The organism is Corallococcus sp. AB038B (assembly GCF_003668955.1).
In the GTDB taxonomy this organism is placed as follows: Bacteria; Myxococcota; Myxococcia; order Myxococcales; family Myxococcaceae; genus Corallococcus; species Corallococcus exiguus.
Window position 1 is genome coordinate 568010 of sequence record NZ_RAWO01000001.1, and the last position, 12334, is coordinate 580343.

10 protein-coding genes are annotated in these 12334 nt (G+C 70.7%); 3 read left to right on the forward strand and 7 right to left on the reverse strand.

Translation table 11 applies throughout. From position 1 onward, the window contains the following. Positions 1–18 precede the first annotated feature (18 nt). Complete coding sequence (locus D7Y04_RS02415; RefSeq protein WP_120593775.1) at positions 19–2361, reverse strand: CHASE2 domain-containing protein; 2343 nt, start codon at positions 2359–2361, stop codon at positions 19–21. 70 nt (positions 2362–2431) lie between these two features. Between D7Y04_RS02415 and D7Y04_RS02420 the strand changes: the two genes are divergently transcribed. Continuing rightward, a complete protein-coding gene (locus D7Y04_RS02420; RefSeq protein ID WP_233601244.1) occupies positions 2432–3133 on the forward strand; it encodes a TspO/MBR family protein in 702 nt (233 codons plus the stop codon). A gap of 24 nt (positions 3134–3157) precedes the next feature. Here D7Y04_RS02420 and D7Y04_RS02425 read toward each other — a convergent pair whose 3' ends face one another. Together D7Y04_RS02425 and D7Y04_RS02430 are read right to left on the reverse strand one after the other, a co-directional pair. Then, complete coding sequence (locus tag D7Y04_RS02425) at positions 3158–3340, reverse strand: hypothetical protein (protein WP_120593743.1); 183 nt, start codon at positions 3338–3340, stop codon at positions 3158–3160. Positions 3341–3483: 143 nt separating this feature from the next. Next, positions 3484–5430, reverse strand: coding sequence for a PAS domain S-box protein (locus D7Y04_RS02430; RefSeq protein ID WP_121758181.1), 1947 nt, complete (start codon positions 5428–5430; stop codon positions 3484–3486). A gap of 224 nt (positions 5431–5654) precedes the next feature. Here D7Y04_RS02430 and D7Y04_RS02435 point away from each other — a divergent pair, with 224 nt between their 5' ends. Next, the gene (locus D7Y04_RS02435; RefSeq protein ID WP_121758182.1) at positions 5655–6383 is read left to right on the forward strand and encodes an alpha/beta hydrolase; all 729 of its coding nucleotides are present in this window, start codon (positions 5655–5657) and stop codon (positions 6381–6383) included. 170 nt (positions 6384–6553) lie between these two features. Here the strand turns inward: D7Y04_RS02435 and D7Y04_RS02440 are convergent, their stop codons facing one another. Then, positions 6554–9163, reverse strand: a complete 2610-nt coding sequence (locus tag D7Y04_RS02440) for a M1 family aminopeptidase (RefSeq protein ID WP_121758183.1) — start codon at positions 9161–9163, stop codon at positions 6554–6556. A 144-nt stretch (positions 9164–9307) separates the two neighbouring features. Here D7Y04_RS02440 and D7Y04_RS02445 point away from each other — a divergent pair, with 144 nt between their 5' ends. Beyond that, positions 9308–10171 (forward strand): J domain-containing protein, encoded by an 864-nt coding sequence (locus D7Y04_RS02445; protein WP_121758184.1) that lies wholly within the window; start codon positions 9308–9310, stop codon positions 10169–10171. Here D7Y04_RS02445 and D7Y04_RS02450 read toward each other — a convergent pair. From D7Y04_RS02450 to D7Y04_RS02460, 3 genes are all read right to left on the reverse strand, one after another. Continuing rightward, the gene (locus D7Y04_RS02450; RefSeq protein WP_121758185.1) at positions 10168–10560 is read right to left on the reverse strand and encodes a DUF488 domain-containing protein; all 393 of its coding nucleotides are present in this window, start codon (positions 10558–10560) and stop codon (positions 10168–10170) included. The two genes, D7Y04_RS02445 and D7Y04_RS02450, sit on opposite strands and share 4 nt — an antisense overlap. An 80-nt stretch (positions 10561–10640) precedes the next feature. After that, complete coding sequence (locus D7Y04_RS02455) at positions 10641–11612, reverse strand: endonuclease/exonuclease/phosphatase family protein (protein ID WP_120593737.1); 972 nt, start codon at positions 11610–11612, stop codon at positions 10641–10643. A gap of 149 nt (positions 11613–11761) precedes the next feature. After that, entirely contained in the window at positions 11762–12322 is a 561-nt protein-coding gene (locus D7Y04_RS02460) for a hypothetical protein (protein WP_121758186.1), read from the reverse strand. Between the last annotated feature and the right edge of the window lie 12 nt (positions 12323–12334).

Here is a 12334-nt window from a genome sequence, read left to right on the forward strand (position 1 = left end):
CCCCAACCTGATACGCCGTCACTTCTCCAGATTCGCGACGCCATCGAATTTCTCCGGGGGCGTCTCCAGGTACTCGCGGCAGCGCTCCAGCAGCTTCGCCGTGGGCCCGTCCTCCGGCGACCGCGCGGCCTCCGCCTCCAGCACCTTCACGGCCTCCGCGAAGCGGGCCTCACGGTACAGCCCCAGGGCCTCGTGGTAGCGCGCCACCGTATTCCGCGTGGACGCGTCCAGCTGGCCCTTGAGCGCGAGCAGCTCGTACACCGTGACGGCCTCCGTCTTGCCCGCTACCCGCACCCGGTCCAGCTCGCGCACCTCGATGTGCTCGTGCGCCAGTTCGTACGTGCGCGGGCCAATCATGATGACCGACCCGTAGGCCTTGTTCGCGCCCTCCAGGCGCGCGGCCAGGTTCATGCCGTCGCCAATGGCCGTGTAGCTGAAGAGCTGGTCGCTGCCGAAGTTGCCCACGAAGTTCACCGCGCTGTTCACGCCGATGCGTGTGTACACGTCCGGGAACCCCTTCTCGCGGAAGTCCACGCGCAGCGCCTCCACGGCCGCCTTCGCCGCCAGGGCGCCCCGGCACGCGCGCACGGCGTGGTCCTCCTGGGCCATGGGCGCGCCGAAGAGGCACACCACCGCGTCGCCGATGTACTTGTCCAGGCACCCGCCTTCGCGCAGCAGCGCCCCGCTCACCGTCGTGAGGTACGTGTTGAGGATGCGCACCAACTGGCGCGGGTCCTCCTTGAAGCGCTCGCTGAAGGTGGAGAAGCCTCGGATGTCGCTGAAGAACGCGGTGATCTCCTTGTTCTCCCCATCCAGGCGCGGCAGTTGTCGCGAGCGGATCATCTGCTCCACCAGCTTCGGCTCCATGAAGCGGTGGAACGCCTGCCGGATGAACTGCGTCTCGCGGTTGGCCACCAGGTGGTTGAACGCCAGCGCCGCCACGCTCGCGCCCACGCCCGCCATCGCGGGCATCGCCATCAGCACGTGCGTGTGCGCCGTCTTGAGCAGCAGGCCCGTGAGCATGTGCAGCCCCAGAATCAGCGCCACCGGCCAGGCCACCTCCAGCGGTGTCCAGCGCGCCGTCATCAGCAGCACCACGGACACCAGCGCCACGAAGAACGTCAGGCCCAGGTCCACGGCCAGCGGCGCGCGGGTGATGAACGTGCCCGACAGCAGCGTGTCCACCACCGTGGCCTGCTTCACCAGCCCGGGCTCCGCGGCGGAGAAGGGCGTGGCCTTGATGTCGTTGAGGCCCACCGCCGTGCCGCCGATGACGACGACCTTGTCCTGGAAGGTGCCCGCGCCCAGCTTCAAGGGCTTGCGCTGACTGCGACGGATCCAGTCGTTCAGCACGTCCACCATGTGCACCATCTTGAAGCGCTCTTCCAATGGACCGCCGTAGTCCAGCGCCGCGCTGCCGTCCGGGTCCACGCGCCACGTGCGCTCGCCCAGGCGGAGGGTGCGGCCAGAGAACGTGACCTCCTTCGCGTCCAGCAGGTCCGCCATCATGCGCACCGGCAGCGTCACATAGGTGTTGGTACCGTCCGTGTACGCGAAGGACGTGCGGCGGATGGAGCCGTCCCCGTCCGCCTCCATGTCCACCAGTCCGACCCCGTTCACCGCGCCCACCAGCGCGGGCGTCGGAGGCACCGGGTTGCGGTGACTCGATGACGGCTTCGAGGGCGTGTCCCCGAGCTTGGGCAACGCTCTCCCATCCGTCCAACGCGCGGGGAATGCGAGCGCCCGCGCCAGGGCTTCGTCCGTCAGCACGGGCGTGGCCGGGGCCGGCGCGTCCTCGAACTCCTCGGGAAAGGAGTCGTCCTGTGGAGGGCTTGCGGTGGGAGCGCTCTCGGGAGCCGTCAGCGGCACGGGGGCCTGGAAGTCCGCGTGGGCCAACTGCTTCGCCGAGGCGCTGCTCGACATGCCCACGTAGAAGGGGAGGCCTGTCTCACGCAGCACCTGCGCGAAGCCCAGGTCGGCGGACTCGTCGGCCGTCCGCTCGTCCATCACCGCGTCGAACAGCACGGCCCGGGCTCCCGCGGACTTCAGCTCCTGCGCGATGCGCGCCCACAGCGTGCGCGTGTACGGCCAGTTGCCGAAGTTGATCTGGAGCTGCGAGTCCTTGCTGATTTCATCGATGGAGTCCTGGTCGATGGCCACTACGACAACCTGCCCGGACTTTTCCCGGCCACCCGTGAATCGGACCAGGGCCTCGTCGTACGCGATGTGCTCCGTGCTCTCGAGGAGCCCAGCCCACTCGCACGCCCACGCGACGAGTGTGGCTGCCAGCGCGATGCCCAGCATCGCGCGTCCGTGATGGCGCCAGCGCTCCTGGAACAGCTTCCACGTCTCACCCGCCACGGACCCTCCCCACGAGGTCGACGGCGCGACGCTACTCCGGGACTCGCCCCACCAGCACGCCCGCACCTTCATGGGAGACGCTCTCATCCCGGAGGAATCGGAGAGGTCCGCGAAGCAGGACTCCCTGCGTGCCATCGCGGCCACTCGCGGGCCGGGCAGGCAGGCGCGCGTGGCGGCCGGTGGCCCGAGGACACAGCTTGTGGGCTCGCACAACGGCTTCGTCACGTCCGGGAGGAACGACATGCAGCTCAGCGAGCTGGGAGGCTCCGAGGGCCTGGAACACAACGCCACGCTCAACCGTGAATCGCTGGTGGCGCTGGGTGCCTTCAGCGCGCTCACCGCGGGCGCGGTCTTCCTCAACGCGCGCAGCACTCGCGAGGCCGTGGAGGGCCGCTGGTACAAGCACTTGAAGAAGCCGCCGTACCAGCCGCCGCGACAGGCCTTCGGGCCGGTGTGGACGGCGCTCTACGGACTCATCGCTGTGTCCGGTTGGCGCATCTGGGGCTCACCGGCGGGCGCCGAGCGCTCGCGCGCGCTGGGCCTGTGGTTCGTGCAGCTGGGGCTCAACGCCGCGTGGTCCCATCTGTTCTTCCGCAAGCGCCAGCTCAAGGCCGCGGCGGTGGAGAACTGGGCCTTGCTGGGCAGCATCGCGGCGTATACCGCCGCCGCCAGCCGCGTGGACCGCAAGGCACCATGGTTCATGGCCCCGTACCTGGGCTGGGTGTCCTTCGCCAACGTGCTGTCGACCGACATCGCCCGGCGCAATGCCTGACGCCGGGCGCCTCCTCCTCGCGCGCTAGTGGCGCATGCGCGAGGGGGGGACCGCGTTGTTGAAGGACAGCACGGCCGCGAAGTAGCGCGCCTGGTTCTCCGAGGTGCAGCGCACCTCCTGGACGCGCCCGCCGACCTTCACCCGGACAAGCCACCCGTCGTTGTCCTGGCTGACAGGGGACTCGCTCTTCATCGTCATGTTTTCCATGGGTCTTCTCCCTCCCGTGCGCTCACATGAGCAGGGGGCGTGCCAGGGCTGGGGAGCGTGGGATTCCAGCCCTTTGCATGCAGCCTTCGTCCGGGGCGGAGAGGCGGAGCTGAAGTTCTTTCAGGCAGGGGGCGACCGCGGCTTCAGTGAAGGTGGCGATCAGGCCACACTTGCGGGAGGGCAGGCCGCACGGAGGCGAGTGTCGGCAGCGCGACGTAGAAGGTCGACCCCCGGCCCGGTTCGCTCTCCACCCAGATGCGGCCGCCGTGGCGCTCCACGATGTCGCGGCTGATGTAGAGGCCCAGGCCCAGCCCTCCATAGGAGCGGGTGGAGGCGTTGCGCGCGCGGAAGTAGCGGTCGAACAACTGCTGCTGCTGGTCCTCCGGGATGCCGATGCCCGGGTCCGTCACGGACAGCACCGCGACGTCGTCCGTCAATGACAGCCGCACGCGGATGGTGCCGCCGTCCGGGCTGTACTTGAGCGCGTTCTCCAGCAGGTTGGAGATGACCTGCTCCAGCCGGAACGTGTCGCCGTGGACGGAGACGGGCTCCCGGGGGGGCTCGAAGTCGAAGGTGTGGTTGCCCTTCTGGCCTTCCATGCCGGCGAGCGTCTGCTCCACCAGCAGGTCGAAGCGGGTGGACTCCGGATGCAGGGACAGCCGGCCGGCCTCGATGCGCGAGGCGTCCAGCAGGTCGTTGATGAGGCCGGTGAGGCGCGTGAGCTGGTGACGCGCGTGGCGCAGCACGCCGGGGTCCAGGTTCTCGCCGCGCTCCAGGCGGCGCTCCAGCGTGGCCAGGCGCAGGCTCAGGGGCGTCAGCGGCGTCTTCAATTCGTGGCTCGCGATGGAGAGGAAGTCGTCGCGCACGCGGATGGCCTCCTGGGCCTCGCGGTACAGGTGCGCGCGCTCCTCCTCCGCGCGTCTGCGCTCGGTGATGTCCTCGATGAGGACGCCCACGCCCAGCACGCGGCCGTCGGGAGTGCGCACGGGATAGAAGCTGCCCCGGAAGCAGCGCCGGGGGCCGGAGACGCCCAGGTCCTCGTCGGAGACGGACTCCTGGCCCACCATGGGCTCGCCGGTGCGCAGCACGTACCGGGGCCCCTGCTCCGCGATGGTGCCCGGCTCTCCGAGCAGCTCCGGCAGCGTGCGGCCCGGGTGGTCCTCCGCGGGGATGCCGTTGATGCGCGCGAGCGTCTCGTTGACGCGCACGTAGCGCAGGTTGGTGTCCAGGAAGCCGATGCCCACCGGCGCGCTGCGCACGAGCAGGTCCAGCTGGGCCAGGTTCTCCTCGCGCTCGGCCTCCACGCGGCGGCGCTCGGTGATGTCCTCCACGATGCCGACGCCGCCCTCCACCACGGTGCCGTCCTCGGAGTAGCAGGGGGCGAAGCGCACGCGCACGGGCGTCACCTTGCCGGTGGTGATCGAGCGGTAGTCGCCTTCGTAGTCGCAGGGACGGCCGGCCAGCGACTCGCGGACGCAGGCCATGATGCGCTCGTCGCGCAGCGTGAGCAGCTGCAGGCCTACCAGGTTGCGCTTCGACGTGCCGATGAGGCCGGAGAAGCGCTCGTTGCACGCGGTGATGACGGGCGTGCGGTCGAAGTGGAAGATGCCCAGGGGCGCGTTCTCCACGAGCAGCCGGTAGAGCCGGTCCACCGTCTCCTGGTGTGAGGCCGAGTCGGGGCCGCCGGGGATGTGCTCCACCGGCTCCTCCAGCGAGTCGATGACCTCATGCATCCGGCGCATCGTGAAGACGATGCGCTCATCTCCGTCCAGGCCGGTGGCGCCCACGGTGACCTCCACCTGCAGCTCCACACCGTCGCGCCGCCGGGCGAAGACGCGCGTGGGCCGCCCGCCGAGCGCCTTGCGGCGCGACAGCAGGTAGCGCGGCAGGCTGAGGCCATGGAAGTGGTGCAGGCGAGGCGGGAAGAGGTCGGTGATGGGCCTGCCCACGAGCTGCTCGCGGTCCCAGCCCAGCAGCCGCTCCGTCCCCGCGTTGACGTGCAGGATGCGCTCCTCCGGGCCGCACGCGATGATGGGGTCCACCGCGGCGTCCAAGATGGCTTCCAGTTCCCGTGCGGCTCCTCCTGCCATGCTCGCTCCTGGTGGGACCCGGCACGCGTCTCTTTCGCCGCGTGGCCGGCCCTGCCGGGAGGTGGGGTCTCCCCGGCGTTGGCGGGCGCGCGTCTTGGCGCCCGTGCGCGTTCCCTTTGCCTACAGGTACACACTGTGGACCGGAGTGGCGCGGGTGAAGCCGGAGGGCAGGACGCTGACAGCGCCCCTGGAGGCCGGGCGAGCGGGCGGGTACAGGAGGGAGCATGCGCGAATCCCGAACCGCCGCCGTGCTGCTCGCCGTGTCGTTGCTGGGGATGGCCTGTGCCGGCACCCGGGGTACGCCGCCGGCGGCGCAAAGCCCGTTCGTCTACAAGAGCGAGGCGGTGGGCGCTCCGAAGCCCGAGGCGTTGCTCGTGGCCCTGCACTTCTCCGGTTCCACGCCCGCGTTCTGGGATGAGCCCATCCAGTCACTGGGCATCCCCGTGCGCACGCTGCTGCCCCAGGGCCCGAGGCCTCGCCGCGACGGCTTCACGTGGTTCCAGGCGGACCACGAGGAGAAGAGTTGGGAGGGGAAGACGGAGGATGTGGAGCGCATGGCGGAGCGGCTCGCGGAGTTGATCCGCGAGGTCCGGGCGGCGCACCCAGAGCTCCGTCGCGTCGTGGTAACGGGGTTCTCCTACGGGGGCGACCTGGCGTGGATGCTGGCCATCCGCCATCCGGAGCTGGTGGACGCGGCGGTGCCCATGGGGACGCGGCTGCTGGGTGACCCGGTCCAGCGGCAGCCTGTGTCGCGGAAGGTGCGGGTGCTCCAGGGAGAGCAGGACGCCATCATCCCCGTGCAGCACACGCGCGAGCGGGTCGCGGAGCTGAAGGGCCGGGGCGCCCCCATCGACCTGCGGACCTACCCGGACCTGGGCCACGACGTGTCGCCCGCGTTGCTCGAGGACTGGCGCGCGTTCCTGCGCCAGTCGTTGCAGGGGCAGACGGACTGAAGCCGGGGCGGCTCAGCGCCGACGCTTGAGCGGCAGTGTGCGACCGCGCTTCGTCGCGCGCCAGCTCTCCGGATGCAGCGGCCTGGCATCGGCGCTTGGGCGGCGTGCGGCATCGCCTGGCCGCGCGCGTGCGCACGGCTTCCTCGCCGGTAGTGGCCGGGGGCGGCGGCTCAGCGCCGACGCTTGGGTGGCGTGCGGCCGCGCTTCGCCGCTTGCTTGCGCACGGGCTTCCGCACGGGGGCGGCCGGCTGTGAGTTCAGCGTGAACGTCTCCAGCTTCTCGCGCAGGGTGCGCGTCTCCTGCTTGAGCGCGTCCAGTTCCTCGCGCAGCGATGCGACTTCACGGGCCTGGGGCGCGCCTTCGCGCAGGGTGCGCACGGCCTCGCGGGCGTAGCGGCGGGTGCGCGGGTCGCTGAAGGTCGTGCCCTCCAGCGCGGGCAGCAGGCGACGGTCGCCCAGCGTGGAGGCCGCGTCGCAGACCGCCAGTTGCACGCGGAACTGCGGGTCGCGCAAGAGCTGCGCGAACAGGTCCACCGCTTCGCGCTTGCGGTTCGCCACCTCCGCCAGCTTCGCCACGGTGCTCACGGCCGCGCGGCGCAGGAACGCGGGCTGGCCGTACGCGGTGCGTGCCACGGCCACCGGGAACGCGGTCGGGTCCTGCGTCTCCGCGAGCCCGTCCATCGCGCTCGCGCCAATGACGTCCTGGAATGACGGCCTCGCGGTGGCGGCCTCCAGCAGGGGCAGCGCATCCGGCGCGCGCACGCGTCCCAGTGCCCGAGCGGCCTCCGCCTCCACGAAGTAGCTGGCGTCACCGGCCTCCAGCACCGAGCGCAGGCTCCCGGCCGCCTCCACGTCGTGGCGGAACTCGCCCAGCGCGGCGACGACGGCGCGGCGCACGCGCGGGTGCTCGGTGGCGACCGCGTCCAGCAGCAGTGCGCGGGCCTCCGGTGTGCGGATGCGGCCCAGCGCCTTCGCGCATGCGGCGCGAGTGGCCCAGAACCGCTTCGCGTCCTTCAGCGCGCGGCCCAGCGCCTCCACTGAACGCAGGCCTCCGTCCTTCCCCAGCGCGTGCGCGGCCTCCGTGCGCGCGCGGGCCTCCGGGGCATTGGCCAGCTCCTCGCGCCACAGCCCCACGGCCTTGTCCACGTCCAGCGTGCCCAGCACGTCGCGGCGCGGATCCACGCGCACCTGCGTGGGAGCGGCGGGGCAGGGCAGGTGGAAGCGGTGCTCCGCGTCCGTGAGCTCCAATCGGTGGCGCGTGTCCTCGCCATTCACCGTGACGGCCACCTCCAGCGGGAGGCGGAAGACGGGCGTGCCCGAATCCGTGCGCTGCGTCTGGCGCACGCTGATGCGCAGGCGCGCGTCGTCCGCCTCGTAGCGGACCTCCACCTTCAGCTCCGGGTGGCCGGGGGAGAAGACGTACTGGTCGAAGACAGGGTCCAGGTTGTGGCCGGTGGCCGCCTCGAAGGCGCGCGCCAGGTCCACCGTCTCCACCACGCCGTGGCGGTGGGACGCGACGTAGTGGCGCAGGGCGCGCATGAAGAGGTCATCCCCCACGCGGCGGCGCAGCTCGTGGAGCACCAGCCCGCCCTTCTCGTAGAGGTGGCGGTCGAACAGGTCCATGGGCGCCTGGAACTTCCGGGCGACGATGGGGCGCGCGTAGCGCTCGCGCGTCTCGGAGAGGTAGGCCTCCAGGTCGAGCGCCCGGTGATGGTCGGCCTCGTCCCGGTTGTCGCCGCGCTCCTTCCAGAGCACCTCGAAATAGGTGGCGAAGCCCTCGTTGAGCCAGCCGTGGGGCCAGTCGCGGCAGGTGAGCAGGTTGCCGAACCACTGGTGCGCCAGCTCGTGGGAGATGAGCGGCTCGGCGTTGTAGTCCAGGTGTGCCCGCGCGTCGTGCAGCACGGTGTCCACCAGCGTGGTGGCGGTGGTGTGCTCCATGCCGCCCAGGATGAACTCCGTGACGAACACCTGCGCGTAGCCGCTCCACGGGAAGGGCTCACCGGTGATGGCCTCGTACGCGGAAATCATCTTCGGCGTGCGCGCCACGCACCGGAGCGCGTCCTCGCGGCGCCCCTTGGGGAACAGGTAGCGCAGCGGCGTGGTGCCGGCGGTGTCGGTGGCCTCGTCGAACTCGCCCACCACCAGCGTGACGAGGTAGGGCGCGTGTGGCTGCGCCATGCGGTGGTGCTGGGTGCGCCGCTCGCCGGTGGTGACGTCGCTGACGAGCACGCCGTTGGACAGCGACGTCATGTGCGCCGGGAAGGTGGCGATGACCTCCGACGTGGCCTTCTGCGCGGGCGTGTCCAGGCAGGGGAACCAGCAGCGCGCGTCGATGTCCTGGCCCTGCGTCCACGCCTGGAGCGGACGGTCGGGGTAGCCCGCGTCGGGGCCCCAGAAGTAGAGGCCGCGGCGGGGGCGGGCGCGGTAGGTGAGCGCGATGTCGCACGCCTGGCCCGCGTCGAGCGCGCGAGGCAGCTCCACGCGCACGTGCGCGCCGGAGTTGGAGAAGGTGACGGAGCGGCCGTCGACGCGAGCCTCGGTGACGTCCAGGTCCACGGCGTCGAAGGTGACGGTGGACACGGTGCGGACGGCGGACACGCGGGTGGTGCAGGTGCCGGCCAGGGCGCGCTGGGCGAAGTCCAGGTCCAGCTCGATGCGCACGTGCTCGGCGCGCACGGGCCGGGGCGCGGCATAGTGCTCGGTGGCGCCGGGCAGGCTGAACGGATGCGGGTCGGAGGACCCGGCGGCGGCGACGGGGGCGTGGCGGTGGCAGCAGCGCATAGGGGAGGGTGACTCTTTCGCAAGCCCGCCCCCGGGTCGAGCCGCTTCGAACCGGGTCTTGTCGGAATTCCTGGGCCCGGACCCGTCAGGTTGGAAGGGGAACGGGTGGGGGCCGGGGCGCGAAGGCCCTAAGATGGGAGGACCGTGCAGGCCGTTCTCTACTTCTCCGACAAGCAGGTCCGCGAGAAGCTCTTCTCGTTCGTGGACGCGGCGCAGGGGCTGCTGCTGGTGGCGGGGGTGCGCCACGGCGCGGTGATGACGCGTCCGCCGCAGGCGCGCGAGCCCTTCGCGGCGCTGGAGGACCTGTTCGGGCATGTGCTGTCGCAGGTCATCGTGGCGGACGAAGGCACCACGGAAGGCATGTGGAGGGATCCGCTGGGGGACCTGGGCGACCGGCTCTACCCGGAGGACAAGAAGCGCGCCTACGCGGCATCCACGGGCTACGTGCTGCTGGAGGACGGCAAGCCGCGCGCGGTGGTGCGCAAGCACGCCAGTCCCGCGGAAGACCTGTGGTTCCTCCAGGAGGCCCTGAGCCGCCTGTCTCACGGCATCCCCGCGCCCGACCCGGAGAAGCGCCCCGGCCACCGCCGCCCGGAGCCCGCGCCCAGGGCCCCGCCGCGCTACGGCCCCGCGAGTGACAGCGGAGCGCCGGAGGAACCCGCCGATCCCTGGCGCCGCTCCAGCGCCCGAGGTGACGCGTCCTCGCGAGGCAATGCGGGGGCCCGCCCGGGTTCGGGCAGGGCTCGCTCGTCGCAGGCCGACGAAGCCACGCCCCCGCGCGGCAGCCGTGCCGTCGCGCCCGAGCCCGAGACGAAGGACCCCTGGACGGTGCTGGGCATCGAGCGGGGCACCCCCAGGGACGAGGCGCGCAAGGCGTTCCGCACGCTCATCGCGCAATACCACCCGGACAAGGTGGCCCACCTGGCGCCGGAGTTCCACGCGCTCGCCGAGCGCAAGACGCGCGAAATCCTGGACGCGTGGGAGGCGCTGGAGCGAGACGCGGGTTAGTGCATCGTGCGGTGCGGCTTCGTTCGCGCGGGGCGTTGCAGCCGGGCCTCCAGGTAGTCCTTCAACACCGTGGCGTTGTTGTGCTCGGTGTCGCGGGCACCGTGAAGCAGCGTGATGCGGCCGTGGCGCGCGGCATCGAGCAGCGGCTCCCATGCGTCGGGGTGCGCATCCAGTTCGCGGATGTACCGGGACCGGAACTCGTCAAAGCGCTCCACGTGGTGGCCGTACCACTGCCGCAGCTCCGTGCTGGGTGCCACCTCACGCAGCCAGCCGTCCAGTCGGAGGTCCGCTTTCCTGAGCCCCCGCGGCCACAGCCGGTCCACCAGGAACCGGGTCCCCGCCCGAGGGTCCGGGCCCTGCTCTTCGTAAACGCGCTGGAGTCGAATCATCGTCGCCATCCCCCGAAAGGCATGCTGCCCACGCGACGCGCGCGCGGGGAGCGTCCGGCGGGGACGCGGCGGCCCGCTTCTCAGGTCACCAGCGCGGGCGCTGGAGCCTCCAGCCGGAATCGCGCGATGAGCGGCACGTGGTCGGACAGGCCGTGGAAGCGGCTGGTCAGGTCTCCAAAGGGCCGCGTCTCCGACGTGTCCAGCCAGCTCACGCCGCCACCCGAGAACAGGTGGTCCAGGTGCATGCGCATGTGCATGAAGCCTGCGGTGGGGAAGGCGCGGGACAGGGTCGGGTTGATCTGCCCCACCGACGCCTGCGCGCACGTCAGGTGCGCATCCCCCGTGAGATAGCGGAACACCGGCGACGACGGCGGCGAGTTGAAGTCCCCGCACACCACGAACGGCTCCTCCTTCGCGTGCAGCCCGATGAAGCCCGTGAGCTTCTTCGCCTCGTGGAGTTGGTTGACGCCGCAGCCCATCTTGTCGCGCGTGGCCCAGAACTCGCGGGCGAACGGCGTGGGAAGGCTCAGGTGCGTGTTGAAGATGTGGAACGCGCGCTGATCCGCGCGGCGCAAGACGCGCATGTGCGCGCAGATGCGGCTCTGCTTGCGCTCCTTGAGGCCCTGCACGTGGTGGTGCGTGATGTGCTCCGGCGCCTCCACGTTGTGCCGGTCCACCTGGAGCGTGCGCGTGTTGACGAGCATCGCCAGCCCCGTCGTGTACAGCGACAGCTCACCTACCTTGTAGTGGTGGGCGCGGAAGTAGAACGCCTCGTAGGGCATCTCCCTCCCCTGGAGGGCGAACGTCTCCTCCACGCGCTCCATGAAGGCTTCCAGCTGCGTCTCACCCGGACGGGTGGGCCGGTGAACGATGTTGCTGCGCAGCGAGGAGGTCTCCACCTCCTGGAGGCAGACGATGTCCGGCAACGGGTCCAGGGTGGCCAGGGCGGCCGCCACCCGGCGCTTGGGGCCCAGGGTGCTCGCGAGCCCCCTCAGCATGTGGCCGAAGTAGCGGACGTTGTACGTGACGATGCGTAGCGCTGACGGCTCCATGTACGGACGCCACCTCCCCATGCCTCGCGGCGAAAAATGGGAAGCCCCGGGACAAACGTCCAGGGCTCCCCGCTCTCTTCACCATGGGATGCGTCGGCGCCATCCGCGATGTGCCAACAAGCGGACGCAGGGCCTGTCCGCCTGCCTGCTCAGGGAGCCGGGGCGATGCTCTCGTCGAAGAAGTCCTGCACCTGCTGCGTCCAGCGTGCCAGGGGCTTCCATTCCTTGGGGATGTTCGACCGCCACTCCAGCCGGAGAGAGTGGGAGAAGAACGAATGCTCGATGCCGAACTTCACTCCATCAACGGACAGGCCGCGGAGCGGGAATGACAGCGGTGGGATGACAACGCTCGCAGCGGCTTCTTCGAAGGCTTGCCAGCGCTCCGCATCCACGTCCGTGTCAGTCACCTCGATGCGCGAGGGGACGCTCCGCAGGAAGTCCTCTGGGTTGGTGGCTTGGACGAGGTCCTCCCGCTCCTGCCGGTGGTTCCAGACCACACGGCGCAGTCGGAGGTACTCGAAGTGCCCTCGAGACTTCTTCTCCAGGAGCCAGACCCGGTAGTGATCAAACGAGGGGTAGTGCCAGGTCCGAAGCACGGCCCTGCCGGGGTCCAATTCCGGCGCCAGCCGCTCTGGCGCTGCCAGCGCGGCCTTGGACAGTTCCATGAGCCGAAGCTCGAACTTGGAGACCCTGTACTCCTCGGCCTTCATCCGCGCTCCTTC